This is a genomic window from Actinomadura sp. BRA 177 (assembly GCF_013372625.1).
Taxonomy (GTDB): domain Bacteria; phylum Actinomycetota; class Actinomycetes; order Streptosporangiales; family Streptosporangiaceae; genus Spirillospora.
This window is the reverse complement of the sequence record NZ_JABXFD010000676.1, coordinates 1-26778: the sequence shown is the minus strand read 5'-3', so window position 1 is coordinate 26778 and position 26778 is coordinate 1. Positions and strand designations below refer to the sequence as shown.

General features: G+C 73.2%; 25 protein-coding genes and 1 pseudogene. 18 read left to right on the top strand and 8 right to left on the bottom strand.

The annotated features are described in order from the left end of the window. Nucleotides 1-1156: MFS transporter (locus tag HUX53_RS37645; protein WP_176408045.1), on the bottom strand; the 1156-nt coding region annotated here is incomplete at its 3' end. A gap of 208 nt (nt 1157-1364) precedes the next feature. Here HUX53_RS37645 and HUX53_RS37640 point away from each other — a divergent pair. After that, nucleotides 1365-2384, top strand: coding sequence for a lactonase family protein (locus HUX53_RS37640; RefSeq protein WP_176408044.1), 1020 nt, complete (start codon nt 1365-1367; stop codon nt 2382-2384). Nucleotides 2385-2455: 71 nt separating this feature from the next. Further along, complete coding sequence (locus tag HUX53_RS37635) at nt 2456-3835, top strand: NADP-dependent succinic semialdehyde dehydrogenase (RefSeq protein WP_176408043.1); 1380 nt, start codon at nt 2456-2458, stop codon at nt 3833-3835. Nucleotide 3836: 1 nt separating this feature from the next. On the opposite strand, the gene HUX53_RS37630 is transcribed toward HUX53_RS37635, so the two are convergent. After that, nucleotides 3837-4814, bottom strand: coding sequence for an ornithine cyclodeaminase family protein (locus HUX53_RS37630; protein ID WP_176408042.1), 978 nt, complete (start codon nt 4812-4814; stop codon nt 3837-3839). A 488-nt stretch (nt 4815-5302) separates the two neighbouring features. On the opposite strand from HUX53_RS37630, the gene HUX53_RS37625 reads away from it, so the two are divergent. The 8 genes and pseudogenes from HUX53_RS37625 (at nt 5303) to HUX53_RS37590 (ending at nt 9502) form a co-directional block, all read left to right on the top strand. After that, the gene (locus HUX53_RS37625) at nt 5303-6454 is read left to right on the top strand and encodes an RNA-guided endonuclease TnpB family protein (protein ID WP_176408041.1); all 1152 of its coding nucleotides are present in this window, start codon (nt 5303-5305) and stop codon (nt 6452-6454) included. A gap of 20 nt (nt 6455-6474) precedes the next feature. Continuing rightward, complete coding sequence (locus HUX53_RS37620; RefSeq protein ID WP_176408040.1) at nt 6475-7020, top strand: branched-chain amino acid ABC transporter permease; 546 nt, start codon at nt 6475-6477, stop codon at nt 7018-7020. 58 nt (nt 7021-7078) lie between these two features. Beyond that, entirely contained in the window at nt 7079-7396 is a 318-nt protein-coding gene (locus tag HUX53_RS37615; protein WP_176408039.1) for a hypothetical protein, read from the top strand. Nucleotides 7397-7459: 63 nt separating this feature from the next. After that, nucleotides 7460-7639 (top strand): hypothetical protein, encoded by a 180-nt coding sequence (locus tag HUX53_RS37610; RefSeq protein WP_176408038.1) that lies wholly within the window; start codon nt 7460-7462, stop codon nt 7637-7639. Beyond that, nucleotides 7636-7818, top strand: a complete 183-nt coding sequence (locus tag HUX53_RS37605; protein WP_176408037.1) for a hypothetical protein — start codon at nt 7636-7638, stop codon at nt 7816-7818. The genes HUX53_RS37610 and HUX53_RS37605 overlap by 4 nt, the downstream gene beginning before the upstream one ends. A 92-nt stretch (nt 7819-7910) precedes the next feature. Continuing rightward, nucleotides 7911-8189: pseudogene (locus tag HUX53_RS43255) on the top strand (ATP-binding cassette domain-containing protein); the annotation flags it as partial. 91 nt (nt 8190-8280) lie between these two features. Further along, complete coding sequence (locus HUX53_RS37600) at nt 8281-8775, top strand: hypothetical protein (RefSeq protein WP_176408036.1); 495 nt, start codon at nt 8281-8283, stop codon at nt 8773-8775. A 505-nt stretch (nt 8776-9280) separates the two neighbouring features. Continuing rightward, nucleotides 9281-9502: a hypothetical protein gene (locus HUX53_RS37590; RefSeq protein ID WP_176408035.1), complete on the top strand. Its 222-nt coding sequence runs from the start codon at nt 9281-9283 to the stop codon at nt 9500-9502. On the opposite strand, the gene HUX53_RS37585 is transcribed toward HUX53_RS37590, so the two are convergent. Next, nucleotides 9486-11606, bottom strand: a complete 2121-nt coding sequence (locus HUX53_RS37585; RefSeq protein WP_176408034.1) for an alpha-ketoacid dehydrogenase subunit alpha/beta — start codon at nt 11604-11606, stop codon at nt 9486-9488. The two genes, HUX53_RS37590 and HUX53_RS37585, sit on opposite strands and share 17 nt — an antisense overlap. A gap of 153 nt (nt 11607-11759) precedes the next feature. On the opposite strand from HUX53_RS37585, the gene HUX53_RS37580 reads away from it, so the two are divergent. From HUX53_RS37580 to HUX53_RS37570, 3 genes are read left to right on the top strand one after another with little or no spacing between them, the layout of a single operon-like run. Next, nucleotides 11760-13298: an aldehyde dehydrogenase family protein gene (locus tag HUX53_RS37580; RefSeq protein ID WP_309237622.1), complete on the top strand. Its 1539-nt coding sequence runs from the start codon at nt 11760-11762 to the stop codon at nt 13296-13298. An 8-nt stretch (nt 13299-13306) separates the two neighbouring features. Then, nucleotides 13307-14452: an FAD-binding oxidoreductase gene (locus HUX53_RS37575; RefSeq protein WP_176408033.1), complete on the top strand. Its 1146-nt coding sequence runs from the start codon at nt 13307-13309 to the stop codon at nt 14450-14452. Further along, a complete protein-coding gene (locus tag HUX53_RS37570) occupies nt 14445-15590 on the top strand; it encodes a Glu/Leu/Phe/Val dehydrogenase (protein ID WP_176408032.1) in 1146 nt (381 codons plus the stop codon). Before HUX53_RS37575 ends, HUX53_RS37570 begins: the two co-directional genes overlap by 8 nt. On the opposite strand, the gene HUX53_RS37565 is transcribed toward HUX53_RS37570, so the two are convergent. Next, nucleotides 15568-16494, bottom strand: a complete 927-nt coding sequence (locus tag HUX53_RS37565) for a LysR family transcriptional regulator (RefSeq protein WP_176408031.1) — start codon at nt 16492-16494, stop codon at nt 15568-15570. The two genes, HUX53_RS37570 and HUX53_RS37565, sit on opposite strands and share 23 nt — an antisense overlap. 24 nt (nt 16495-16518) lie before the next feature. Further along, complete coding sequence (gene paaZ / locus HUX53_RS37560) at nt 16519-18576, bottom strand: phenylacetic acid degradation bifunctional protein PaaZ (protein WP_176408030.1); 2058 nt, start codon at nt 18574-18576, stop codon at nt 16519-16521. 140 nt (nt 18577-18716) lie between these two features. Between paaZ and HUX53_RS37555 the strand changes: the two genes are divergently transcribed. Next, nucleotides 18717-20276 (top strand): AMP-binding protein, encoded by a 1560-nt coding sequence (locus HUX53_RS37555; RefSeq protein ID WP_176408029.1) that lies wholly within the window; start codon nt 18717-18719, stop codon nt 20274-20276. Here the strand turns inward: HUX53_RS37555 and HUX53_RS37550 are convergent. Both HUX53_RS37550 and HUX53_RS37545 read right to left on the bottom strand, forming a co-directional pair. Then, nucleotides 20266-21492, bottom strand: coding sequence for a HEAT repeat domain-containing protein (locus tag HUX53_RS37550; RefSeq protein ID WP_176408028.1), 1227 nt, complete (start codon nt 21490-21492; stop codon nt 20266-20268). The two genes, HUX53_RS37555 and HUX53_RS37550, sit on opposite strands and share 11 nt — an antisense overlap. Then, nucleotides 21401-22177: a hypothetical protein gene (locus tag HUX53_RS37545; protein WP_176408027.1), complete on the bottom strand. Its 777-nt coding sequence runs from the start codon at nt 22175-22177 to the stop codon at nt 21401-21403. The genes HUX53_RS37550 and HUX53_RS37545 overlap by 92 nt, the downstream gene beginning before the upstream one ends. Nucleotides 22178-22336: 159 nt before the next feature. On the opposite strand from HUX53_RS37545, the gene mgrA reads away from it, so the two are divergent. Genes mgrA through HUX53_RS42835 form a run of 3 tightly spaced genes read left to right on the top strand, consistent with a single transcriptional unit; the run spans nt 22337 to nt 24203 of the window. Further along, complete coding sequence (mgrA, locus tag HUX53_RS37540) at nt 22337-23362, top strand: L-glyceraldehyde 3-phosphate reductase (protein WP_176408026.1); 1026 nt, start codon at nt 22337-22339, stop codon at nt 23360-23362. Between the two features lie 21 nt (nt 23363-23383). Continuing rightward, nucleotides 23384-23857 (top strand): YbhB/YbcL family Raf kinase inhibitor-like protein, encoded by a 474-nt coding sequence (locus tag HUX53_RS37535; RefSeq protein WP_309237621.1) that lies wholly within the window; start codon nt 23384-23386, stop codon nt 23855-23857. 4 nt (nt 23858-23861) lie between these two features. Then, nucleotides 23862-24203 carry a DUF6343 family protein gene (locus HUX53_RS42835; RefSeq protein WP_217920359.1) on the top strand — a complete coding sequence of 114 codons (342 nt, stop codon included), beginning with the start codon at nt 23862-23864 and terminating at the stop codon, nt 24201-24203. A gap of 3 nt (nt 24204-24206) precedes the next feature. Here HUX53_RS42835 and HUX53_RS37525 read toward each other — a convergent pair whose 3' ends face one another. Next, on the bottom strand, nt 24207-25136 hold the full coding sequence (locus HUX53_RS37525; protein ID WP_176408025.1) for a helix-turn-helix transcriptional regulator: 930 nt from the start codon (nt 25134-25136) through the stop codon (nt 24207-24209). Between the two features lie 109 nt (nt 25137-25245). On the opposite strand from HUX53_RS37525, the gene HUX53_RS37520 reads away from it, so the two are divergent. Further along, a complete protein-coding gene (locus HUX53_RS37520) occupies nt 25246-26685 on the top strand; it encodes an MFS transporter (RefSeq protein ID WP_176408024.1) in 1440 nt (479 codons plus the stop codon). Nucleotides 26686-26778 lie beyond the last annotated feature (93 nt).

Sequence of the window (26778 nt, the reverse complement as noted above, 5' to 3'; positions counted from 1 at the left end):
GGGCATGGCCGGCGCCGGCCAGCAACAGCGCGGCCCGGGGCCCGATGGTGTCGCACAGCGCGCCGAGGGCGGGTCCGCCGAACGCGCCGGACGCGGCGCCGACCATGCCCTGCGCGGCGATGACGCGGCCGCGCAGGTGGCCGGGGCTGTCCAGCTGGACGCGGGTGGCGACGGTGGTGTCGAACACGACCGCGCAGGCCGCGATCGGCAGCATCGCGGCGCCGAACAGCAGCAGGCCGGGGGCGGTGCCGCTCAGCATCTGCCCCATCCCGCACAGCCCGGCGGTGATCAGCAGGAGGCGGAGCGGCAGGCTGACGCGGGACGCGGCGAACACGCCGCCGAGGACGGTGCCGACGGCGAACGCGACCGACAGGGCGCCGTAGCCGCCGGCGCCGGCGTCCAGCGGCCCCTGCGCCATCGCGGCCATCGTCACCTGGTAGTTGCGGCCGAGGCTGCCGAGCACGAACGCGAGCCCGAACATGACCAGGAGCCGGGGCGAGCCGAGCACGTACCGGAACCCGGCGGCGATGCCGTGCTCCCCCGGCTCGGCGGGCGGCAGCGTGTAGAACTCCTTCCCGCGCATCAGGGCGATGGCGACCAGCACGCCGAGGAAGCTCACCGAGTTCACCGCGAACGCGCCGGGCACGCCGGCGAGCGGGATCACGATCCCGGCGAGGCTCATCCCGAGGATGCGGCCGCCCGAGCTGAGCACCGAGCCCAGCGCGAGGCCGTTGGACAGGTCCTCTGGCCCGACGACCTCGGCGCCGAACCGGCCGAGCGCGGGCGACGTCAGGGCGGTGGTGACCCCGGAGAGCAGCATGATCGCGTACAGGCCGCCGGTGCCGGACGGGTCCCCGGCCGCGATGACGGCGAGCAGGCCGGACAGCATCGCCTGCACGGCCTGGCCGGCCGCCACGACGTACCGGACGGGCAGCCGGTCGGCGATCACGCCGCCCCACGGCCCGAGCAGCATCGTCGGCAGGGCCTGCAGGACGAGGCCGAGCCCGACGCTCGTCGCCGAGCCGGTGATCGTCAGGATCAGCCAGTTCAGCGCCAGCACCTGCATCCACGTGCCGGTGATCGAGACGAGGTCCGCCACGGCCCACAGCCGGTAGTTGCGATGGCGCAGCGAACGCAGCATCACCGGGAACGCCAAGGTCTTCTCCCCCCAAAGGCCATGTCAAAGCGACTTAAACGCCGCGTTGATCGGGAGCGTTCCAAACCCGGGAAGGGTGCGAGATACATCACGTTTCACCAGGTCGGCGGCAGGATTGCGGGCGGCGCGCGGGATCCCTTGCGCCGCCGGGGCTAGGCTCGCCTTCGGCCGTCTCAGGAGCGAGTGATCACGATCGGAGTGGGACCGGGTGGGCGAGCGGGCGTTCTGGGTGGGCACCTACACCGGCGAGGCGGGGGGCGGCGCCGGGATCTACCGGGTGGCACGGCGCGCCGACGGGACCCTGAAGGCGCCGGAACTCGCGGCCGAGGCGGTGTCGCCGTCCTACCTGGCCGTCCATCCCGGTAAGGGCGTCGTCTACGCGGTGCGGGAGGAGGACGCGGGCGGGGTCGCGGCCTACGAGGTGGCCGGCGCGCGGCTACGGGAGATCGGGCGGCGGGCCGCGGGTGCGCTCCCGTGCCACCTGTCCGTGACGCCGGACGGCGCGCACCTGGTCGTCGCCGACTACGGGTCCGGGACGGTCCGCGCGTTCCCGCTCGCCCCGGACGGCGGGTTCGCCGGCGACGCCGACGTCGCCGAAGGGCACGGCAGCGGCCCGCGCGGCGACCGGCAGGAGGGCCCGCACGCCCACATGACCGCGCACGCCCCGGACGGGACGGTGCTGACCACCGACCTCGGCGCCGACCTCGTCCGCTCGTTCCGGATCGAGGGCGGCGCCCTGCGGCTCGCCGGGGAGACGCCGCTGCCGGCCGGGTACGGGCCGCGGCACCTGGCCGTCCACCCGAGCGGGCACGTGCACGTGCTGGCCGAACTGGCCGCGACGGTGCTCGTCCTGCGGCCGCTGGACGGGTACGGCGCGCTGGAGGTCGCGGCGGAGTCGCCCGCGACGGCGGAACCGGCGGGCGATCCGGCCCAGGGCGCGGCGATCAAGCTCGGCGACGGCGGCCGGTTCGTCTACACCTCGATGCGCGGCACGGACGTGGTGACGGCCCACCGGGTGCTGGACGGCGGCGCGGCCCTCAAGCCGGTCGCGGACGTCCCGGCGGGCGGGCACTGGCCGCGCGACCTGCACGTGGACGGCGAGTGGATGCACGTCGCGAACGAGCGGAGCGACACGATCACGACGTTCCGCATCGGCGCGGACGGCGTCCCGGAGCCGGCGGGAGCGCCGCTGAGCGTGCCGGCGCCGGTATGCGTGATCCCCGCCTGAGCGGCGTTTCCTGCGGGGGCTCCCGGGCACGTCCCGGTCAATAGGGCCGGACAATCAGGGAGCACCCCGACATGACGACGATCGCCACGACCAATCCCGCGACGGGCGAGGTCGAGAAGACCTTCGACGCGCTGACCGACGAGGAGGTCGACCGGCGCATCGCGCGGACAGCGGACACGTTCGCCTCCTACCGGCACAGCCGGGTGGAGCAGCGCGCGGAGTGGATGAACGCGGCGGCGGACATCCTCGACCGGGAGGCCGAGCAGATCGGCGCGATGCTGACCGCGGAGATGGGCAAGACGCTGAAGTCCGCCGGGGCGGAGGCGCAGAAGTGCGCGAAGGCGTGCCGGTTCTACGCCGCGCACGCGGCGGAGTTCCTGGCCGAGCGCCGTCCCGCCGAGCCGGGCGACGTGGGCGCGTCCGACGCCTACGTGCGCTATGAGCCGCTCGGGCCGGTGCTGGCGGTGATGCCGTGGAACTTCCCGCTCTGGCAGGTGATCAGGTTCGCGGCGCCGGGGCTGATGGCCGGGAACGTGGGGCTGCTGAAGCACTCCTCGAACGTCCCGCAGACGGCGCTGTTCCTGGAGGACCTGTTCCGCCGCGCCGGGTTCCCCGAGGGCGCGTTCCAGACGCTGCTGATCGGCTCGGCCAAGGTCGAGCGGGTGCTGCGCGACCCGCGGGTGAAGGCCGCGACGCTGACCGGCAGCGAGCCCGCCGGCCGGTCGGTCGCCTCGATCGCCGGGGACGAGATCAAGCCGACGGTGCTGGAGCTCGGCGGCAGCGACCCGTTCGTGGTGATGCCGTCCGCCGACATCGAGGCGGCGGCGCGGACGGCGGCGGAGTCGCGGTGCCTCAACAACGGGCAGAGCTGCATCTCGGCGAAGCGGTTCATCGTGGACATCGGCTGCGCGGACGAGTTCGAGCGGCTGTTCGTGGAGAACATGCGCGCGCAGAAGGTCGGCGACCCGATGGACGACTCCACCGACGTCGGCCCCCTCGTCAGCGAGGACGGGCGCGCCGACGTCGAGGCGCTGGTCGCGGACGCGGTCGAGAAGGGCGCGACGGTGCTGTGCGGCGGGAAGCGCCCGGACGGTCCCGGCTGGTTCTACCCGCCGACCGTGATCTCGGGGGTGACACCCGAGATGCGCATGTACCACGAGGAGGCCTTCGGGCCGGTCGCGTCGCTGTTCCGGGTCCGCGGGGTGTCGGAGGCGGTGGAGGTCGCGAACGCGACGGGCTTCGGGCTGGGCTCCAACGCCTGGACGCGGGACGACACCGAGCGGGACCGGTTCGTCCGCGAGCTGGACGCCGGGCAGGTCTTCATCAACGGCAAGACCACGTCGTATCCGGAACTGCCGTTCGGCGGGGTGAAGCGCTCCGGCTACGGACGCGAGCTGTCGGCGGACGGGCTTCGCGCGTTCTGCAACGCCAAGACCGTGTGGGTCGGCTGAGTCACAGCTCCACGTGCCGGCCGACGCCGGCCTCGCGGGCGCGTTCGACGATGACGGAGGCGGCGGCCGTGTCCTGCACGCCGATCCCGACGCTGTTGTAGAAGACGATGTCGCCGGGCTTCTCCCGGCCGGGGGCCAGGCCCGCGACGATCGGGCCGAGCGGCCGCACCTCCCCCGGGCTCAGGTGCCCGGCGCGGACGGCGGCCACGACGGGGCCGGCGTGATCGAGCGCGGTCGGGACGTCGTCCACGACGATCGCGGCGGCGCGGGTGAGGACCTCGTCGTCGACCTCGGCCCGGTCCGGGGCGAAGGAGCCGACGCTCAGCACCGTGCAGCCGGGGGCGAGCCATGATCCGAGGACGACCGGTTCGGCGCTGGTGGTGGCGGTGACGACGATCTGCGCGCCCTCGACCGCCTCCCGGACGGACGCCGCCCGCTCGATCGGCGTGCCCAGCTCGTCCGACAGCTCTGCGGCGACGGTACAGGTGTCCGGGTGGCGGCAGGCCACGGACACCCGGCCGATCGGCCGGACCGCCGCCATCGCCCGGACGTGCGCGCGGCCCTGCACACCGCAGCCGATCACCGCGAGGCGCGACGCGTCCGGCACGGCGAGATGGTCGGCGGCCACCGCGCTCGCCGCCGACGTGCGCAGCGTCGTGACCGCTTCCCCCTCGATGATCGCGATGGGCCGCCCGTCGGCCGGATCCTGGACGGTCACGAGCGCGGCCACGGTCGGCAGCCCGCGCGCCGCGTTGCCGGGGTGGACGCTCCCGAACTTGGCGACCGTGCCGGTGCCGGGCAGCCGCGAGACGTAGCAGAACGCGACGTCGCCGTCCGGGCCGTCCAGCAGCAGCCGCGGGGCGAGCCGCGCCTCCTTGCGGCCGAGCGCGCCGAACGCGGCCCGCTGCGAGGCGATCGCCGCCGGAAGGTCGAACACCGCGCGCACGTCGGCCGCGGAGAGCAGCAGAACATCGGCCATGATGCGATCTTCGCGAGGCCGCGGCGGCGCTGTCGAGGGCCGAAGGGCAAGCGGTTCTTATCGATCACTACATGAGATCGCATGCTCGCCCGCCTCGACGGCCGTCCCGGGACGTTCACGTGATCCTCCGAATGACGTCCCGGGCTGACGACCGGGGAGCGGCTCCGCCTGGACGTGTCCAGTGTTCCGCTGCAGGAGGCCCTGCGGCTTCAGCACCTCGCGTTCCCGAGATCGCCGACCGCGGCCCGCTCCCCCGCTTCAACGCGCCCTCGCGACGTATCCCAGGACCTTCACAACCCGGAGGAAGCGCTTCCCGCCCAGAGCCCGGACCTCAGTCCGGGCATTCTCGCTGGTCGATGTACGCCACGATCCCCGGCCGCAAGACACGATGGGCATACACGTCGAAGAAGGCCACTTCCGCCGTCCACTCGACACGCGGGCATTGAACCCACCGTCACGACAGAGGCACATAATGTTATGGTGCGGGTGTGAAGCTGGTGGTGCGGGTCAAGCTGCTCCCCGACGCCACCGGCGAGGCGGCGTTACGGGAGACGCTGAAGCTGTGCAACCAGGCCGCCTGCCACGCCTCCCGCCGCGCGCACGCCACCGGCATCAAGGGCAAGACCGCGTTGCAGCGGCTGGTCTACGGCGAGTTGAAGGCGATGGGCCTGTCGGCGCAGCCGGCGATCCACTGCGTCCGCAAGGCCGCCGAAGCCTACGCCACTCTGGCCCAGAACCTGAAAGCGGGCAACTACGGGCCGCCCGGTTCGCGGCGCCGCGCCGCCGTGGAGGGCGCGCCGGTCCGGTTCCGCAAGGACGCCGGCCAGCCCTTCGATGACCGGTCGCTTTCCTGGCAACTCGACGCCCGCACCATCAGCATCTGGACCGTGCACGGCCGCCTCAAGGGCGTTCCTTTCGTATGTTCGCCCGAGCAGGCGAAGATGCTGGCCGCGCACCGGCGGGGCGAGTCGGACCTGGTGTGGCGCGGCGGCTGCTTCTACCTGTACGCCACCTGCGACGCCCCCCAAGCCCCCGAATACGTCCCGGACGGCTTCACAGGGGTCGACCTCGGGATCGTCAACATCGCCACCACGTCCGACGGCACCGTCCACTCCGGCAAGCACATCAACCAGGTCCGGCACCGCAACCGCCGCCTGCGCACCAAACTCCAGGCCAAGGGCACCAAGTCCGCCAAGCGGCTGCTGCGCCACCTGTCCGGCCGCGAGGCGCGGTTCGCGGCCGACACCAACCACCGCATCTCCAAAAGCATCGTGACCGAGGCTCAACGCACCACGCACGGCATCGCCCTAGAGGATCTGGGCGGTATCCGTGCGCGGGTCCGGCTACGCAAGCCCCAGCGGGTCACACTGCACACCTGGAGTTTCGCCCAACTCGGCGCCTTCATCACCTACAAAGCCCAACGCGTCGGCGTCCCAGTAATCTTCGTGGCCCCCCGTTACACCTCGCAAGGGTGCTCGGCGTGCGGCCACATCCACAAGAACAACCGGCTCGACCAGGCCACTTTCACATGCACGTTGTGCGGCTTCGCTGAGCACGCCGACGTCAACGCAGCCCGCAACATCGCCGCACGCGGCGCCGCGGGCTGGGCAGTGAGTCACGCTGCCGACGACGCGGCCTGACCCCACCACACCCAATGGTGGTGAGGAGCTGCAAGCTCGGCCCCTTCCAGGCCGAGAAGCTGACGTCGTACCCGAACGCGCTGGACGGCGGGCGGATCTTCAGCGGCGCCGTCCGCGTCACCTGGGGCCAGCTCACCTTCGTCGTGCTGTCGGTCATGCTGATGGCGGCGCTGTGGCTGTTCGTCACCCGGACCATGACCGGCACGCCGATGCGCGCCCTCGCGATGGACCGCGACGCGGCCCGGCTGCAGGGCGTCAACGTGGAGCGGCTCATCCAGACGACGTTCTTCATCGGCTCGATGCTCGCGGGCGCGGCGGGCGTGATCTACGGGCTGTACTACGTGCAGATCAGCTTCGGCCCGCGTTCACCGCCGCCGTGCTCGGCGGCATTCGGGAACCTGCCGGGGACGATGGTCGCGGGCGTGGCGATCGGGCTCGTCCAGTCGTTCTCCGCCGGGTACGTCTCGTCCCGCTGGACGGAGGTGATCATCTTCGGGCTGCTCATCGCGTTGCTGGCGCTGAGACCCACCGGCCTGTTCGGCGAGCGCGTCGTGGAGCGCACATGAGGCGGCCGGAGCGCGGTGAGGCGGCCGGCCGGTACGGGGCTGGCCGCTGCTGGTCGCGGTGGCGCTCGTCGCGGGACAGTCCCTCGACGACTACGCGCTGACCGTCGCCGGGAGGATCCTGATTTACGCGATCCTCGGGCTCGGCATCAACATCGTCGTCGGGTACGCCGGGCTCCTCGACCTCGGGTTCGCGGCGTTCTTCGCGATCGGCGCCTACACGTCCGGGCTGCTGATACTGAAGCTGGAATGGGACTTCTGGCTGACGCTGCCCGCCTCGATCGCCGCCGCCGCGGTCGCCGGGGTGGTGATCGGGTACCGACGCTGCGGCTGCGCAACGACTACTCCACGATCGTCACGCTTGGCTTCGCCGAGATGAACCGGATCTCGGTGGTGAACCTCGAGGTCACCTGGGAACCGAAGGGGCTGACCGGCACCGCCAGTGGCGGTCCAAAGCCGGCAAATCGTCCTGTCGCAGGACTTCTTCCACCTGGCACTCGTGTTCTTCGTCGCGGCACTGGCAGAGACGGCGCTGCTGGCCCGGTCGCCGCTCGCCTACGCGCGGCGGTCGTCCGGGCGGGACGACGGGCCGAGGCAGTCAGCGTCCCCGCCCCGCGGGTGAAGCTGCTCGCTTACGTGTTCGGCGCCATGGCGGGAGCGGCCGCCGGGCCGCTGAACGCCGCGCAGTTCGGCACCGTGGACCCGTCCAGCTTCACGTTCCTGACCTCGCTGATGATCCTGCTCATGATGATCCTGCTCATGATGATCACGGCGGGATGGACTCCCGGCCGGGCCTCATGATCGGCGCGGTCGTCATCGCCGCGCGGCCGGAGGTGCTGCGGACCGTCCAGGAGTAGCGGGGGCCTGTTTTCGCGCTGCTGCTCATCCTGATCGTGATCCTGCGCCCGCAGGGGGTGTGGCCGTCCCGGCCGCGTCGCTTCCGGCTCCCCGCCGAAGCCGACCTGGCACCGGAGCGACCGTCGGCGACCGGGACGGTGCTGGAAGTGGGCGGTCTGGCGAAGAAGTTCGACAGCGTCGCGGCCGTGGACGGTCTCGCGCTCCGGGCAGACGCCGGGCAGGGGGTAAGCATGATCGGCCCGGACGGCGCGGGTAAGACGACCGCGTTCAACTGCATTACCGGGATGGTCCCCCCGTCCGCCCGGACGGTCGTGCTCGCCGGCGCGGCTTGCGGGGCTACCGCCGCCCCGGGTGGTGGCCCCTGGGCTGGCCCAGACGTTCCAGAGCATCCGGCTGTTCAATGGGATGACAGTCGCAGAGAACGGCCTGATCGGCCGGTCCGTCCGGGACCGAGGCCTGCTGTGCCACTGTCGCACGCCACCGCGGCACTGCGCGGCGCTGCCTGGACTTCATCGGCCTGCTGGACGCGGCGGACCACCCGGCAGGGGCGGTCTCCCCTACGGCGACCGGCGCCAGCTGGAGAACGCGCGGGCCCTCGCCGCCGAGCTGAGCGTCCTGCTGTTGGACGAGCTGGCGGCAGGCGCCAACCTCACTGAGAAGCGGGCGCTGATGGAGCTGATCGCCTGCATCAGCGCGCTCGGCACCCCTGTCGTGTCGATCGAGCACGACGTCGCGCTTGTCATGTCGATCTCCGACCGGGTGACCGTGCTGGAGTACGGCCGGACGATCACGGAGGGCCCGCCCGCCGAGATCTGGGAGGACGACCCGTGCGTCATCGCCGCCTGCCTCGGCGTTCCCGACGACCCCGAGACTGACCTCGTCACGGAGGTGCTGCGGTGACGCTCCTACCGGTGGCCGACCTGCACATCCGGTACGGGTCGGTGGAGGCGCGTCCGGCATCCGGTTCAAGGTGCGTAAAGGCGAGATCGCCGCGCTGCTCGGCAGCAACGGCGCCGGCAAGACCACGACGCTCCGCACGTGGTTACCGGCCGACACGGGGCGCGGTCGGGCCCGTCGAGTTCGACGGCCGCGACATCACCCGGCTCCCGGCGCACCGGATCGCCGCGGCGAGGCTGGAGCATGTGCCGAGGGTCCGGCGGGTGCGCCCGGTGCTGATCGTCGCGGAGAACCTGCTGCTCGGCGGCTACTTCTGGCACCGCGTCCGGTGCTCATTCGTGCTCGTCCGCGAGGAGATCTACGAGCGGTTCCCGCCTCGGCGAGCAGCGCGACCAGCTCGACGGGCTACTGTCCGGCGGCGAGCAGCAGGTATTCGCGATCGGGCGGGCACTGATGCTGCGGCCCAGGCTGCTCACACTCGACGAGCCGACGATGGGCCTCGCCGCAGATGGCCCAGCAGGTGCTGCGGGTCGTCCAGGAGATCCGCGACCAGGGCACGACGATCCTGATCGTGGAGCAGAACGCGCACCAGACGCTGCGCCCCACCGACCGCGCCTACGTCCTGGAGACCGGCCGGATCGTCCTGGACGGCCCCGCCTCCGCGCTCGCCCAGGACGACCGGGTGAAGGCCGCCTACCTCGGCGGCGACCCCGTCATAGAGGCGACCTGATCAGTTTCTCGGCCGCGTCCTCGATGGCCTTTTCGGAGAGGAGGACGTGGTGGGCGGCGTCGCCCAGCGGGATGAAGCTGTCCTCGCTCGTGACCCTGGCCACTCGTCCCTGGAACCCGGCGTCGGTGAGGGCCGTCAGGACGCCCTCGGACACGCCGCCGGTGCGGCGCGTCTCGTCCGCCACCAGGACGGCGCCGGTCGCGCGGGCCTCGCGGAGCAGGTCGTCGACGGGCAGCGGGGCCAGCCAGCGCAGGTCGAGCACCCGGCAGCGGACGCCCCTCGCCGCGAGGCGACGCGCGGCCCGCAGGCTCATGCGCAGGCCGTTGGCGAACGTGACGATGGTGAGGTCGCGGCCGTCCCCATAGGTGCGGGCCCGGCCGACCGGCACCGTTCCACCGGCGGGGGCCAGCCAGCCGTCGTCGCCCTCGTCGTGCAGGTCGCGGACGTGGTAGAGCGCGATCGGCTCCAGCATCACGCACACGCGGCCGTCGGTCTCGGCGGCGTCGACACAGGCGCGCAGCATCCCGGCCGCGTCGTCGGGACGGGACGGTGACGCGATGACGATCCCCGGGATGTCGCGGAGCGCGGCCACCGCGTTGTCGTTGTGGAAGTGGCCGCCGAAACCCTTCTGGTACGCGTAGCCGGGGATGCGCACAACCATCGGGTTGCGGTACTGACCTGATGAGAAGAACGGCAGAGTCGCCGCCTCGCCCCTGATCTGGTCTGCGGCGTTGTGCAGGTACGCGAGGTACTGGATCTCCGGAACCGGCAGCATCCCGGCGAGGCCGAACCCGAGCGCGAGACCGAGGATCGACTGCTCGTCCAGGATCGTGTCGAACACCCGCGCGGCCCCGGCCTTCTTCATCAGCCCGCGCGTGACCCCGTAGACGCCGCCCTTGCGCGCCACGTCCTCCCCGAAGACGACCATGCCGGGCCGCTCGTCCAGCAACTCCCCGAGCGTCCGATTGATCGCCTGCGCCACCGTCACCCCCTCCCCGTCCGGCTGTGCCACGCCCTGGGAGGGCTCGATGGGCCGGAGGGGTGCCATGACCTCGGCGGCGGACGAGAGGCGGGGGGCGTCGGCGACCTTCTCGGCCAAGGCCATGACCTCGGCGCGTTTGGCCTCGTAGCGGTCGATGATCTCGGCGGGTGTCGCCAAGCCCTGATCGACGAGGAGGCGGGCGGTCTGGAGGAGGGGGTCGCGGTCGAGGTCGGCGGCCAGGTCGGCGGGGGTTCGGTAGGACGACTCGACGTCGGAGCCGGCGTGGCCCATCAGGCGGACGGTGCGCAGGTGCAGGAAGGCGGGGCGGCGGTGTTCGCGGACCCACGCGGCGGCTTGCGTGGACACTGCGTAAGCGTCGGTGAGGTCGCAGCCGTCCGCGTGGAAGTAGGCGAGGCCGGGGCGTGAGCCGTAGGCGGCGTGGATCCAGCCGGGCGGGGTGCGGACGCTGATGCCGATGCCGTTGTCCTCGCAGACGAGGAGGAGGGGAAGGGGCAGGCCCTGGTAGGCGCAGTTGACGGCGGCGTTGATCGCGCCTGTGGCGGTGGAGTGGTTGGCGGACGCGTCGCCGAAGCTGCAGACGGTGACGGCATCGCTCGGCCACGGCGTTTCGACGTCGAGGCGGGCGGCGCGTTCGAGCGCGAACGCGACGCCGAGGGCGCGGGGAAGGTGCGAGGCGATCGTGGACGTCTGCGGGATGACGTTCAGGGGGTGGCTTCCGAAGACCTTGTGGCGTCCGCCCGCGATGGGCTCCTCGGCGGCGGCGACCAGGCCCAGCAGCACGTCGCGGAGAGGGGTCTGACCGGGGACCTGGCGTGCGCGCTCCAGGAAGAAGGCGCCTGCGCGGTAGTGCAGCAGCGCGGGGTCGTCGGGGCGGAGCGCTGCGGCGACGGCGGCATTGCCCTCGTGGCCGGACGAGCCGATCGTGTAGAAGCCCCGGCCCTGCGCTTGCAGCCAGCGGGCGGCCAGGTCGAGGTGGCGGCTGCCGAGCTGGGAGTCGAACAGTTCGAGGCAGCGCTCGCCGGTCAGCGGGCCGCCGGGTCTGCCCGACGGGGTGAGGGCGGCGGCCGCCTCCAGGAAGTGGGCGTCGGCGGGTTCGGTCATGCTTCGAGCATCGGGCGCGGGCGGCCCCGGGGTCGAGCGCGGCGAGGGCGCGAACCGGTTGGGACTTGGCCAAGGCGGGCTTGGCCTGGCGGTAAGGAAGCCGTGCTCTGCCCGATCTTGGCTCGGGCGCCGTGGTCCGTTCACGCTGGTGTCGTGCTCTCCTCCGTCATCGGCGGCGCCCGGGTTCCGGCGGGGCCGCGCTCGTACCGTTCCACCGACCCGTCCCGCACGTCCGACACGGTCGCCGAGGTGTCCCTGGCGGACGCGGACGGCCTCGTCCGCGCCTGCCGGGCCGCCCGCGCGGCACAGGACGCCTGGCGGGACGTGCCGCCGCCCGTCCGCGGGCAGGCCGTCGCCGCGATCGGCCGGCTGGTCGAGGCGAACAAGGCGGCGCTGGCCCGCGTCGTCACCAGGGAGGTCGGCAAGCCGTACGCCGAGGCGCTCGGCGAGGTTCAAGAGATCGCCGACACCTGCGCGTTCTTCCTCGGCGAGGGGCGGCGGCTCTACGGGCAGACCGTCCCGTCCGAGATGCCCGACAAGCAGCTGTTCACGTTCCGCGACCCGGTCGGCGTCGTCGCCGTCATCACGGCGGGGAACTTCCCGGTCGCGGTGCCGTCCTGGTACATCGTCCCGGCGCTGCTGTGCGGGAACGCGGTGGTGTGGAAGCCGGCGGAGTACGCGGCGGCCTGCGCCGAGGCGTTCTACGAGCTGTTCGCGCACGCCGGGCTGCCGGACGGCGTCCTGAACGTCGTGTACGCGGACGGGCCGGAGACGTTCGCGGGCCTTGAGCAGGCGCTCGGTGAGGGGCTGGTCGACAAGGTCGGCTTCACCGGGTCCACCGAGGTCGGGTCGCGGATCGGCGAGCTGTGCGGCCGCCACCTTCAGACGCCGTGCCTGGAGCTGGGCGGCAAGAACCCGATGGTCGTCACGGAGGACGCCGACCTGCCGCTCGCCGTCGAGGGTGCGCTGTTCTCCGGGTTCGGGACGGCCGGGCAGCGCTGCACGTCCCTTGGCACGGCGATCGTGCACGAGTCGGTGCACAGCGAGTTCGTCCGGCTGCTGGACGAGGCGGCGCGGGCCGCGGTCGTCGGCGACCCGGCGGGCGACGTGCTGTACGGGCCGATGATCAGCGAGCGGTTCGCGGACGGCTTCGAGAAGACCCTCGGCTGGATCGGGCCGTCCCACACTCTCTACGGCTCGACCGGCACGGGCCGGGTCACGGCGGCGAACCCGCGCGACGGCTTCACCGGCGACGCGGAGGACGGGCTGTACTACCACCCGGTGATCGTGGACGGGGTCGGCCCCGGTGACGAGCTGTTCATGAACGAGACGTTCGGCCCGATCATCGGCGTCGCCGCGTACCGGACGCTCGACGAGGCGATCACGCTCGCCAACGCGCCCGGGTACGGCCTGTCCGCGTCCATCTACACGACCGACCCGGCGAAGGTGTTCGCGTTCCGGCGGCGGATCTCGGCCGGGATGGTGAGCGTGAACAACTCCACGTCCGGCGCGGAGGCGCACCTGCCGTTCGGCGGCAACGGGCGGTCGGGCAACGGCAGCCGCCAGTCGGGCCTGTGGGTGCTGGACCAGTTCACCCGCTGGCAGTCGATGAACTGGGACTACTCGGGACGGCTGCAGAAGGCGCAGATGGACGTCGTGGAGATCACCCCCGACCTCGGCTTCCGCCTCTAGGGGCGGGCGTGCAGACCGAGGCGGACGTCGTCGTCATCGGCGGCGGCGTCATGGGGACCAGCATCGCGTTCCATCTCGCCGAGGGCGGAGTGCGGGACGTGGTGCTCGTCGAGCGGGACGAGCTGGGCTCCGGCTCGACGTGCAAGGCGGCGGGCGGGGTGCGGGCGCAGTTCTCCGACGAGGTCAACATCCGGCTCGGCGCCCGCAGCCTGGAGGCGTTCGCCCGGTTCGGCGAGCGTCCCGGCCAGGAGATCGACCTGCACCGGGTCGGGTACCTGTTCCTGCTGTCCCGCCCGGACGAGGTCGCGTCCTTCGAGCGGAGCGTGGCCCTGCAGAACGAGCTGGGCGTGCCGAGCCGGATGATCTCGGTGGACGAGGCGCGCCGGCTGTCCCCGCTGATCAGCACGGACGGGCTGCTGGCCGCCGCCTTCTCCCCCGACGACGGGCACTGCACGCCCGAATCGGTCGTCCTCGGGTATGCGACGGGCGCGCGGCGGCACGGCGCGGCGATCCATACCCACTGCGAGGTCCTCGGCGTCGAGACGGTCGGCGGCGAGATCACGGCGGTCGAGACATCGCGGGGCCGCATCGCGACGTCCACGGTCATCTGCGCAGCCGGGGCGTGGTCGGCGGTGGTCGGCGCGATGGCGGGCGTCGACCTGCCGGTGGAACCGCTGCGCCGCCAGATCGTGTTCACCGAGCCGATGCCCGATCTGCCCCGGCCGGTGCCGATGACCATCGACTTCGCCTCGTCGTTCTACTTCCACGCCGAGGGCGCGGGGCTGATGCTCGGCATGTCCGATCCGGAGGAGACGCCGGGCTTCTCCCTCGACGTCTCCGACGCGTGGCTGCCCCGGCTCACCGAGGCGATCGGTACTCGCGCGCCCCGGCTCCTCGACGTCGGCCTGACCGGCGGGTGGGCGGGCCTCTACGAGGTCACCCCCGACCACAACGCGCTCATCGGCGAGGACGGGCACGTGTCCCGCTTCCTGTACGCGACGGGCTTCTCCGGTCACGGGTTCCTGCAGGGGCCGGCCGTCGGCGAGGTGATCCGCGACCTGTACCTCGGCCGCGAGCCGTTCACCGACATCGCTCCCCTGCACACCGCGCGGTTCGCCGGCGACCGCCTCCGCCCGGAGATCAACCGTGTCTGACGTGCTCGCACTGATGGACGAGTGGGGCCCGGAGCGCATCGTCTGTGTGTCCGACACCCGGACCGGGATGCGCGGCGTCCTGGTCATCGACAACACCGCGCGCGGCATGGGCAAGGGCGGCATGCGGATGAGCCCGACGGTGACGGTCGCCGAGGTGGCGCGGCTGGCGCGCGTGATGACCTACAAGTGGGCGGGCGTCGACCTGTTCTTCGGCGGCGCGAAGGCCGGGATCATGGCCGATCCGGGCGCGCCGGACCGCGAGGCGGTGCTGCGGTCGTTCGTCCGGGCGCTGGCGCAGGAGATCCCGGGCCGGTACGTGGCGGGGCTCGACATGGGGCTGACCGAGCGGGACGCGGCGGTCGTCCAGGACGAGCTGGGCGACCGGGGCGCGGCGGTCGGCACCCCGCACGTCCTCGGCGGGATGCCGTACGACGAGCTGGGCGTGACCGGGTTCGGGGTCGCGGAGGCCGCCGACGCCGCCGCGCGGCACGCCGGGACGTCGCTGCGGGGCGCGCGGGCGGTGGTGCAGGGGTTCGGTGCGGTCGGGCACGCGGCGGCCCGCCGGCTGGACGAGCTGGGCGCGGCCGTCGTGGCGGTGTCGACCGTGCACGGTGCCCTGCACGACCCGGACGGTCTGGACGTCGGCCGGCTCCTCGGCCTGCGGGCCGAGGCGGGCGACGCGGCGGTGAAGGAGTACGGCGGCGGGCGGCTCCTGGACGTCGGCGCCGAACTTCTCCTCCCTGCGGACGTCCTCGTCCCGGCCGCGCTGCAGGACGTCATCGACGCCGACACCGCCGCGGACGTCCAGGCGAAGATCGTGGTCGAGGGCGCGAACCTGCCCACCGGCCGGGAGGCGCAGCGGGTCCTCGCCGCGCGCGGGATCACCGTCGTGCCCGACTTCGTCGCCAACGCGGGCGGCGTCGTCGCGGCCGGGTTCGCGATGGACGCCCGCTATTCGGCGTTCCGTCCCGACGCGGAGGCGGTGTTCGCGGCGGTCTCGGCGAAGATGCGGGAGAACACCGGGAGGGTCCTCGCCGCCGCGCACGCGCACGGCACGACCACGCACGAGGCGGCCGTCGCGCTCGCGCAGGAGCGGGTGCGGGCGGCGATGGAGCTCAAGGGCCGGTGGCGCCGCTGATCTCCGCCTGGACGCAGCGGGCGACCTCGGTGAGGCCGCGCATCGCGTCCTTGACGAGCGGGTTGGTGTTCGTGGTGCGGCGCAGCACGGTCACGTGCCGGCGCGGGCTGCGCCGGCTGAGCCGCAGCATCCGCAGGCCCGGCGCCGGGACGCAGCCGAGCGCCGGGACGAGCGCGATGCCGAGGCCGCATCCGACGAGCCCGCACACCACCGCGTAGTCGTTGCTGCGGAACGCGATGTTGGGCGTGAACCCGGCCGTGCCGCACAGCCGCAGCAGCGCCTGCGCGCCGCTGCTCTCCGGGCGGCTCGCGATCCACGTCTCCGAGCGCAGGTCCCGCAGCCGGACGGTGCGTCCCCCGGACAGCGGATGCCCCTCCGGCATGCACAGCACGAGGTGCTCGTCCATCACCGGCGTCTCGATGATCTGGTCGGGCCAGGTGCGCGGGAACAGGTCGTAGCGGTAGACGAGCTGGAGGTCGAGGTCGCCGTCGAGGAGTTCGGGCAGCAGCTCGTCCGGCTCCCCCTCCGACAGCGTGATCTCGGTGCCGGGCCGCACCCGGGACAGCTCCGCCAGCACCCGCGGCAGGATGCGGGCGCTGGCGGTCGGGAAGCTGCCGAGCTGGAGCGCGCCGCGCTCGCCGCTGGCGACGGTGCGCAGCTCGCGTTCCAGCGTGGCGAGCGCCGACAGGACGTCGTTGCCCTTGCTGACCAGCAGGAACGCGGCGCTGGTCGGCCGGACGCTGCGCGCCCGGCGCTCGAACAGCACCAGGCCGCAGGCGCGTTCCAGCGCCGCGACCTGCTGGGACACGGCGGACGCGGTGTACCCGAGGTTGCGGGCGGCGTCCGCGAAGGACCCGGTGCGGACGACCTCGCGCACCGTCTGGATGTGCAGGGGACTGATCATGGGCGCCCGCCTCCCTCTCCAGGGTCAGTCGTGCCGTGGGCGTCTGGCCACCAGCGTCAGCACGTCGTACTTGGCGACCGAGGCGCCCTCCTGGTTGGTGACGTCGGTGTCCCAGCGGACCTCGCCGTAGTCGGCGCCCTCGCGCGGGGTGATCTGCTTGGCGGTGAGGGTGACGGTCAGCTCGTCGCCCGGCCGGACCGGGGTCAGGAACCGCAGCCGCTCCAGTCCGTAGTTGGCCAGGACGGGGCCGGGGGACGGCTCCACGAACAGCCCGGCCGCGAACGACACGACGAGGTAGCCGTGCGCGACGCGTCCGGGGAAGAACGGGTTCGCCTTCGCGGCCTCCTCGTCCATGTGGGCGTAGAAGGTGTCGCCGGTGAACTCGGCGAAGTGCTCGACGTCGTCCAGGGTGACCGTGCGGGGGCCGCCGACGGCGGTGTCGCCGACGCACAGGTCCTCCAGGTACTTGCGGAACGGGTGCTCGTCGGTGACGGTCCGGTCGGTGCCGGGCACCCAGCGCCCGGTGATCGAGGTGAGCATCGCGGGCCCGGACTGGACGGCGGTCCGCCGCATGTGGTGCACGACCCCGCGGATGCCGCCCATCTCCTCGCCGCCGCCCGCGCGGCCGGGGCCGCCGTGGACGAGCGGCGGCAGCGGCGACCCGTGCCCGGTGGACTCCTTGGCGTCCTCGGAGTTCAGCACGAGCAGGCGCCCGTGCCAGGGCGCGGTGCCGAGGACGATGTCGCGGGCGAAGTCCGGGTCGCCGGTCACCACCGAGCCGGCGAGGCTGCCGCGTCCGCGCGCGGCCAGCTCGACCGCCTCCTCGGCGCCCTCGTACGGGAGCAGCGTGCTGACCGGGCCGAACGCCTCCACCTCGTGCGGCTCGGCGCGCCCCGTGTCGTCGGCGCGCAGCAGGACCGGCGAGATGAACGCGCCGCGCTCGGCATCGGCGCCGACGACGTCGACGTGCTCGGGGTCGCCGAAGACGACGCGGCCGGCGTCCATGAGCGCCTTCAGCGAGCGCCGCACCTCCTCGCGCTGGTCGAGGGTGGCGAGGGCGCCCATCCGGACGTCCGGGTCGGCCGGGTTGCCGACCGTGATCTTCGACAGCCGGTCGCGGACGGCCTCGGTCACGTCGTCGATGAGCGCGGCGGGGACGAGCGCACGCCGGATGGCGGTGCACTTCTGGCCCGCCTTCACCGTCATCTCCTGGACGAGCTGCTTGACGTAGAGGTCGAACTCCTTCGTGCCGGGCGCGGCGTCCGGTCCGAGGATCGAGCAGTTCAGCGAGTCGGCCTCGGCGTTGAACCGCACCGCGTTTCCCACGATCACCGGGTGGGTGCGCAGCAGCCGGGCCGTGGACGCCGACCCGGTGAACCCGACGATGTCCTGCTCGGTGAGGTGGTCGAGCAGGTCGCGCGGGTCTCCGCAGACCATCTGCACCGTGCCCTCGGGCAGAATGCCGGACTCCACGATCAGCTCCACCAGCCGGGCGGTCAGGTAGGCGGTCTGGCTCGCCGGCTTGACCAGGCTCGGCACCCCGGCGAGGAACGCGGGCGCGAGCTTCTCCAGCGGCCCCCACACCGGGAAGTTGAACGCGTTGATCTGCACCGCCACGCCCCGCGACGGCGTGCACAGGTGCTGCCCGACGAACGTCCCGCCCCGGCCGAGCGGCTCGACGTCCCCCTCGATCAGCACCCGGTCGTTCGGCAGCTCCCGCTTCCCCTTGCTCGCATAGCCGGACAGGACGCCGATGCCGCCGTCCACGTCGAACCGCGCGTCGTTCAGCGTGGCGCCCGTCCGGGCGGACAGCGCGTACAGGTCCTCGCGGTGCTCCCGCAGGTGGGAGGCGAGCGCCTTCAGCAGGGCCGCGCGCTGGTGGAACGTCAGCTCCCGCAGCACCGGGCCGCCGACCGCCCGCCCGTACTCCAGCGCGGCGCCCATGTCGACGCCCGCCGACGAGATCCGGGCGACCTCCTTCCCCGTGACGGCGTCGTGCAGCGGCACGCCCTCGCCGTCCGGAGCACGCCATGAACCCGACACATAACTGCGCAGCACGGTCACCGGGACCTCCTCGTCCATATCTCCCGAGTTATCTCCTGAGTTGTCCTGCCACCTTCGAGCTTCGTTCACGCCTCGCAGAGATGACAGCCGGGACGGGTTCCGTTTGTGTACTCGTGGGCGGTGTGAGGTGAATCAGAGCGAGTTACTACGCTTCGCGCATGCTGCTCCGCACCCGGGTCATCGCCGAACTCACCGCGCTGCGCGCCGCCGTCCGCGCCGGGATGATCGGCCCGATGCCGCCGAAGGCCCTCGCCGCGACCGCGCGGGCCATGCGCGCCTACGGGCCGCTCGGCGCCGCCACGGCCGTCCCCGCCGCCCGCTTCCCCGCCCGGCCGGGCCTCGTCGACGACCGCGGGAGCCTCACGTTCGGCGAGCTGGACCGCCGCTGCAACGCCCTCGCCAACGCCCTCCTCGCCCGCGGCATCGGGGTCGGGAGCACGGTGGGCGTCCTGTGCCGCAACCACCGCGGCCTGCTGGAGGCGATGTCGGGATCGGCGAAGACGGGCGCGTCCGTCCTGTTCCTCAACACCGACTTCGCCGCACCCCAACTGCGCGACGCCATCGAGCGCGAGGGCGTCACCACGCTCCTCCACGACGACGAGTTCACCCCCCTCATGAACGGCGTGGACCTGCCCCGCTTCACCGAGTCCGACATGGACGACCTCATCGCCGGCGCCGACGGCACCCCACCGCCTGCCCCGTCGCGGCACGGCTCCATGGTGATCCTCACCAGCGGCACGTCGGGACGCCCGAAGGGCGCCCCGCGCGCGCAACCACGCTCCCTGGCGCTGCCCGGCGGCATCCTGTCCAAGGTCCGGTTCCGCAGCGGCGGGGCCATGTTCGTGGGCCCGCCCCTGTTCCACGGCCTCGGCCTCACCTCGGCCCTCCTCGCCCTGGGCCTCGGATCGCCCCTCGTGCTGCGCCGCCGCTTCGACGCCTCAGCCGTACTGGACGACCTGGAAAAACACCGCTGCACCTCGTTCATCGCCGTACCGGTGATGCTCAGCCGAATCCTCGCCACGCCCGCCCTGAACACCCGCGACCTGTCCCACCTCAACGTCATCATGACGGGCGGCGCACGACTGGACGCCGGGCTCGGCGGCCGCGCCCTCGCCGCGTTCGGGCCGTCCCTCTACAACTTCTACGGCTCCACCGAGGCGTCCTGCATCACGATCGCCACCCCGGACGACCTCGCCGCCGCGCCCGGCTGCGTCGGCCGCCCGCCCGCCGGCACCCGCGTCGCGATCCTCGGCGACGACGACCGCCCCGTCCCGCCGGGCGCCACCGGGCGGATCTTCGTGGACACCCCGGCCCGCTTCGGCGGCTACACCGGCGGCGGCGGCAAGGACGAGATCGGCGGCCTGATGGCGGTCGGCGACCTCGGTCACCTCGACCCCGCCGGCCGCCTGCACGTCGACGGCCGCGCCGACGACATGATCGTGTCCGGCGGCGAGAACGTCCACCCCGGCGAGGTCGAGGACCTCCTCGCCGCCCACCCCGCGATCGACGAGGCCGCCGTCGCCGGCGTCCCCGACGAGGAGTTCGGCCACCGCCTCCGCGCCTACGTCGTGGCCCGCGGCCTCACCGAGGACGACGTGAAGCAGCACATCGCGGCAAACCTCGCCCGCCACAAGGTTCCCCGCGACGTGATCTTCCTCGACGCCCTCCCCCGCAACCCCGCCGGCAAGGTCCTCAAGCGCGATCTGCCTACCGAGTGACCGGCAGGCGGATGTCCCATGCGGCCTGGCTGACCTCCACGTGGGCGGACCGCCGCAGTCCGACCAGGAGGCTCCGCCATTCGCCGGGCCAGTCGGCGACGGCCACCGCCCTGGACCGCGCGACGTCGCCCGGCTCGGCCGCGAGCAGTGAGGCCAGCACGTCGAGGACCTCGTCCCCCACGACGCCCTTCCAGAGCAACGCGCGCAGGATCGGGAGCTCATCGTCCCCGGCCGGGTCGGCGGGATCGGCGACCGCGGCCAGGATGTCGCCGAAGCCGTCCGCATACCAGGGCACCCAGGCACCGAACGCCTTGGCCGCGCGGAACCGGATGCCGGGATCGTCCGCCGCCCTGCCCAGCCGCCGCACCAGCGCGGCGTACGCGGGACGGTGCTCGGGCGCGTACTCCGAGGGCTTCGCCTGGAAGAGCGTGCGCAGCATCAACTCGCTCGCGTAGAGATCTGCAGCGTCGGTCAGCGCAGGGATGGCACGGGGGTCTTCCGGCATGCGGCGCAGCGCCGAAGCGACCGCGACCCGAACGTCTTGGTGCAGGCCCGGGTCGTTCCAGGCGCGCAGGAGCACGTCCGCCGCGCGGGGTGGCCGCAGCCGTTCCAATAGCCGGGCGGCCTGCTTGCGGACCGTCACCTTGATACGTGGGCCGGTCAGCGCCTCCGCCAGGAGCGGCCCCAGCCTGGACGGCGGAACCGACGCGCTGCACCGCGCCATGGCCGCCACCGCAACCGCCGACCCCGGACCCCGCGCGTGGGCGAGGAGCACGTCGAGAGCCTCGGCCGGACGGTCCGCGGCCCCCATCGCCTCCAGCGCCGCCTCGGCGAGGACCGGCTCGTCCTCCCGGCCCGCCCAGGACACGAGGACATCGAGGGCGCCCGGCAGCCGTCCGAGGGAAGCGGCCGTGGCGGGGCCGGCGAGCACGGCGCGCACGTGGTCGGCCTGCGGGGGCGTCCAGCGCCCCGGTTCCTGCGGTGCGATGTCCGGGACCCACTCCGTCGGCTTGCCGTCCAGAGCGGACCGGAGAAGATCGGTGCGGCGCCCGGTGACGACACGCCAGACCTCGGGCAGGGCGATGGAGGAGGCGTCGGCGGCCAGCAACTCCACCGCGCGTGCTTCACGCCGCGCCGGGTCGGCGAGCCAGAGCGCCGCCGCCTCGGGTGCTTCGGGGATAGCCGTGCGCAGAGCGTCCTGAAGGTCCGGCAGCACGAAGGCCCGCCGCATGGACGAGGAAGTCCCGCAGCCAGTACGCCTGGTCCGGCAGGAACTCGCGGAGGCCGGCCCGAGGCAGGCGGCTCACGTGCTGGTAGAAGGCACGCGGAACACGGTTGCGGCGCCGTATGCGGCGCGCCACGCGGGCCGCCCGGACGGCGTCCACCCGGAACAGCGCCGGGAAGAGGACCTGCGGCATCCGCGTGACGACGGGCAGGGAGCCGTGCTCCTCCAGCAGGTCCAGCAGCCCGGCCGGGTCGTTCCCCGCCAGCGCCGGGAGGCCGGCCCTGCACCGCCGCCACCAGGACCCGTCCGCCCCGCGGCCGAGGGCGAGGAACGGGCCGGGATGGCGGCCCGCCAAGGCGCGCCATGCGGTGACGGCGTGCTCCAGTTCCGGGAGGTGCCGGGCGACCGTCCCGGTCGTGCAGGCGGGGAGCAGCGCGGCGGCCTCGCGGTCGCCCCAGCGGGCGCGGACGTCCGGGAGGAGCCGGTCGGCGAGCGCCGCGCGGCCGGAGTGGCCGCCGGCGAGGACGCGTTCGATGTATGGGAGGTCGCGGGCCGCCATGGCCGTGTGCAGGGCGGTCCGGCGCTCGTACCGACCGCGTGCGGACAGGTCGGCGAGGAGGTCGTGCAGTTCGGGTGTCCCGGTGAGGTTCCGGGCGCGCAGTGCCAGTTCCCGCATGCGCCGCGGGTAGGGCGGGGATTCGAGGGCCGGTTCCGAGACCGGCTCGACGGGGCTCAACGGCCCGGGCGGAGACCGCCCTTCCTGGAGATCATGGGGCAGATCGTGGCAGACCGGGGCCGGGTCCGGCGAGCGGCCCAGGCTGCGATACTCGTGACCATGACTTATGTGGCGGACGCTGAGCGGTACGAGCGGATCCCCTACCGGCGGTGCGGGCGCAGCGGGCTGCGGCTGCCGGCGATCTCGCTCGGGCTGTGGCACAACTTCGGCGACGACCGGGCGCTGGACGTGCAGCGGGCGATCCTGCGGCGGGCGTTCGACCTCGGGGTCACGCACTTCGACCTGGCCAACAACTACGGGCCGCCGTACGGGTCCGCGGAGATCAACTTCGGGCGGGTGCTGCGGAAGGACCTCGCGCCGTACCGGGACGAGATGATCATCTCGACGAAGACCGGCTACGACATGTGGCCCGGGCCCTACGGGGAGTGGGGGTCGCGCAAGTACCTGCTCGCCAGCCTCGACCAGTCGCTGCGCCGGATGGGCGTCGACTACGTCGACATCTTCTACAGCCACCGGTTCGACCCGGAGACGCCGCTGGAGGAGACGATGGGGGCGCTGGACCGGGCCGTGCGGTCCGGGAAGGCGCTGTACGCGGGGATCTCGTCGTACTCGCCCGAGCGGACGGCGGAGGCGGCGGCGATCCTGCGGGAGATGGGGACGCCGCTGCTGATCCACCAGCCGTCCTACTCGATGCTGAACCGCTGGATCGAGGGCGGGCTGCTCGACACGCTCGGCCGGGAGGGCGCCGGCTGCATCGCGTTCTCGCCGCTCGCGCAGGGAATGCTGACCGACAAGTACCTCGCCGGGATCCCGGAGGGGTCGCGGGCCAGCCGGGGGACGTCGTTCGCGTCCAGCCTGCTCAGCGAGGAGAACCTGGCGCACGTCCGGACGCTGAACGAGATCGCGAAGGGGCGCGGGCAGTCCCTCGCCCAGCTGGCGCTGGCCTGGTCGCTGCGGGACGGGCGGGTCACCTCCGCGCTGATCGGCGCGAGCAGCGTCGGGCAGCTGGAGGAGAACATCGCGGCCCTGGAGCGGCTCGACTTCACCGCCGACGAGCTCGCCGCGATCGACCGGGACGCCGTCGAGTCGGGGATCAACATCTGGGCGGCCTCCAGCGCGGACTGATCACGTGTGCATCGACGGGGCGTGACCGGGCACGAGCAGCGCATGGAAGAGATGATGCTGCGCAGTGCCGCCTTCAACGACCACACCCTGATCCCGTCGGAGTACTCACACGACAGCGGGGACGTCTCGCCCCCGCTGGAGTGGTCGCAGGCCCCCGAGGAGGTGGTCGAGATCGCGCTGGCGTGCGAGGACCCGGACGCGCCGACCGGCACGTTCGCGCACTGGCTGCTCGCCGGGATCGACCCCGTCACCACGGGGGTGGACGCCGGGGAGCGGCCGACGGAGGCCGTCGTCGGCCGCAACGACTTCGGCGCCGACGGGTACGGCGGGCCGAAGCCGCCGGCCGGCGACGACCCGCACCGGTACTTCTTCCGGCTCTACGGGCTGTCGGAACCGTCCGGGCTGCGCGACGGCTTCACCGCGGAGGACCTGCGGGACGCCCTCCAGGAGAAGATCGTCGCGTCCGGGACCCTCGTCGGCACGTTCGTGCGGTGACCCCGTGGGCTCCCCCGACCGGCCGGACCGGGATCCGGACCGGCTCGACCCCGAAGGGCGCGGCCCCGAGCCGTCCGGCCCGGAGTACCTCGGCCCGGGCTCGCGCGGGCCCTACCGGCACGAGCAGCCGCGCGGCAGCGAGCCGCTGAGCGCCCGCAGCCCGCTGCGGCTGCGCGCGATCATGTCCGGGGTCGCGCTGGTCATCGCCGTCGCCGCCGCGATCGTGTTCGCGATCGGGATCGGCGCGAAGGGCGACGGGTCGTGGGCGGCGGCCGGCATCTGCGCGGCCGTCGCCGTGATCGCCGCGATCGACCTCGTCGTGATCGCGCGGCGCGCCCGGACCTGACGCTCAGTGCCGGTGGTCGGCGGCGGCCAGTTCCGGGTGGGCGAGCAGCCAGCCGATCCGCTCCCGGCTCTCCGCGTCGGTGGGCGTGTAGGTGACGAGCCGGGCGCCCGGCGCGGCGGCGATGTCCAGGTGCAGGGTGCGGGTCCGGATCTCGCCGGCGGCGTGGTGCCGGAAGATCTTGGTGCTCGATGCCGACAGCGCGACGTCGTGGGACGCCCACAGCCGCGCGAACTCCGGGCTGACCGCCTGCAGCCGCCGGACGATGTCCTTCCAGCCGGGCTCGTCCAGATGCCGGCTGTAGCGGTGCCGGAACGCCGCGACGAGTTCGGGCGCCGTGTCCGCGAGGTTCGCGACCGGGTTGCAGCACGGCGGCAGCGTGAACGCCATCCACATCGAGTTCCGCTCGCACGGCCGCGCGGTCTCCACGACGGGGAAGATCGCCGCGTAGGCGGCGTTCCAGGCGAGGATGTCGGACCGGCCGTTGGCGACCGACGCGGGCAGCGGGACGAGCGCGTCCAGGATCGCCTGGACGTCCTCGGGCAGGTTCCCCGTCTCCTCGTCCACCGCGGCGTCGGGGACGTCGGCGAGCCGGTACAGGTGCTCGCGCTCGGCGCCGTCCAGCCGCAGCGTGCGCGCCACCGCGTCCAGCACCTGCGTGCTCGCGTTGATGGGGCGGCCCTGCTCCAGCCACGTGTACCAGGTCACGCCGACCCCGGCGAGCTGCGCGACCTCCTCGCGGCGCAGCCCCGGCGTGCGGCGCCGCAGGCCGGGCGCCATTCCCACGTCGTCGGGTGTGATCCGCTCGCGCCGGCTGCGCAGGAACGCCGCCAGCTCGGTGCGGCGGCGCGGCCCCCCGCCGTTCCGGCCCGCGCCGTCGCGGCCGGTGCCGTTGCGGGCCGGGGCCCGGCCGGTGATGGTCTCGGCACTGCTCATCGTCACGTCCCCCAGCCTGCATCCGGTCGGCGGCGGCTGCCAGGTGCTGTCAGTACCAGTATCGACAGGCTCTCGTTACGGGTACCGGCGTCGCCGCACGCTTGAACACATGACACAGACAACCGATCTGCGTGGGATTGTTCCCGAACGGGGGTCGCGGAACGGATCCGGCGGCCTGCTGCTCGCCGTCATCATGCTCGGACAGTTCATGGGCATCCTCGACGCGAGCATCGTCAACGTCGCGCTCCCGACGATGCGCGCGGACCTGCACGCCTCCGGGGCCGGGCTGCAGCTCGTCGTGGCCGGGTACATCATCTCCTACGCCGTGCTGCTGATCGCCGGCGCGCGGCTCGGCGCCCTCGCCGGGCACCGCCGACTGTTCCACCTCGGCCTCGCCGGGTTCACCCTCGCCTCGCTGGCCTGCGGGCTGGCGCCGTCCACCGGCACGCTGGTGGCCTGCCGGTTCCTCCAGGGCGCCGCCGCGGCGCTGCTGACCCCGCAGGTCATGTCCATGATCCAGCACAACTTCAGCGGCGCGGCGCGGGCCCGCGCGCTGAGCCTCTACTCGGCCGTGATCGCGGGCGCCATCGTGGTCGGCCAGGCGGCCGGGGGCCTGCTGGTCGCCGCCGACCTGTTCGGCACCGGATGGCGGACGGTCTTCCTCGTCAACGTGCCCATCGGGGTCGCGCTGCTGCTCGCCGGGCCGCGCGTCCTGCCCCGCGACGAGGGCGTGCCGGGCCTCCGCAACCTGCGCGCGCAGCTGGACCTGCCGGGGCTGCTGACCCTCGCCGCCGCGGTGCTGCTGTTCGTCGTCCCCCTCATCATGGGGCACGAGCTGGGCTGGCCGCTGTGGGGCTGGGTGTCGCTGGCCGCGAGCGCCGCGTTCCTGGCCGCGTTCGTCGCCGTGGAGCGCCGCGCCGCCGGCGCGGGCGGGCGGCCGCTGATATCGGCGCGGGTGCTGCGCGCGCCGCTGCTCGTGCCGGCCTGCGTGGCGATCCTGTTCGCGCCGGGCAGCTGGGCGGCGTTCCTGTTCACCACCACCCTGCACCTGCAGGGCGACCTGCGGATGTCGCCGCTGGAGTCGGGCCTGGCGTTCGTGCCCTGCGTGACGGCGTTCGCGCTGGTCGGGCTGAACTGGCAGCGGCTGCCCGCCCGCTGGCACCGCCGCGTCATCCCGGCCGGGTTCGCGGTCGCGTCCGCCGGCTACCTGTGCGTCGGCCCGCTGGCCGGCGGCGGTGCGGCCTACGAGGCGCTGACCGTGGTCATCGGGTTCGGCCTCGGCGTGATGCCGATCATCATGACGACCGCGCTCCGGCACGTCCCCGCCGAGGACGCCGCCGACGCCAGCGGGCTGCTGCTCACGCTGCTGCAGCTGGCCCAGGTGATCGGCATCGCCACCGTCGGCACGCTGTTCCTCACCCTCGCCGAGTCGAGCGGCTCCACCCGGCACGCCGAGTACGGCACCGGATGGGCGCTCGCCGCCGTGACCCTGGTCGGCGCCCTGTGCGCGCTGTTCCTCGCGCGGGGCCGGACCTCGGCGCGGGCCTGACCGCTCAGTACCCCGCCAGTCGCGCCCTGGCCGCCGCAGGTTGGGGCCTCGCCTACGTGCCCGAGCTGGTCGTCCACCACCACCCGTCCCAGA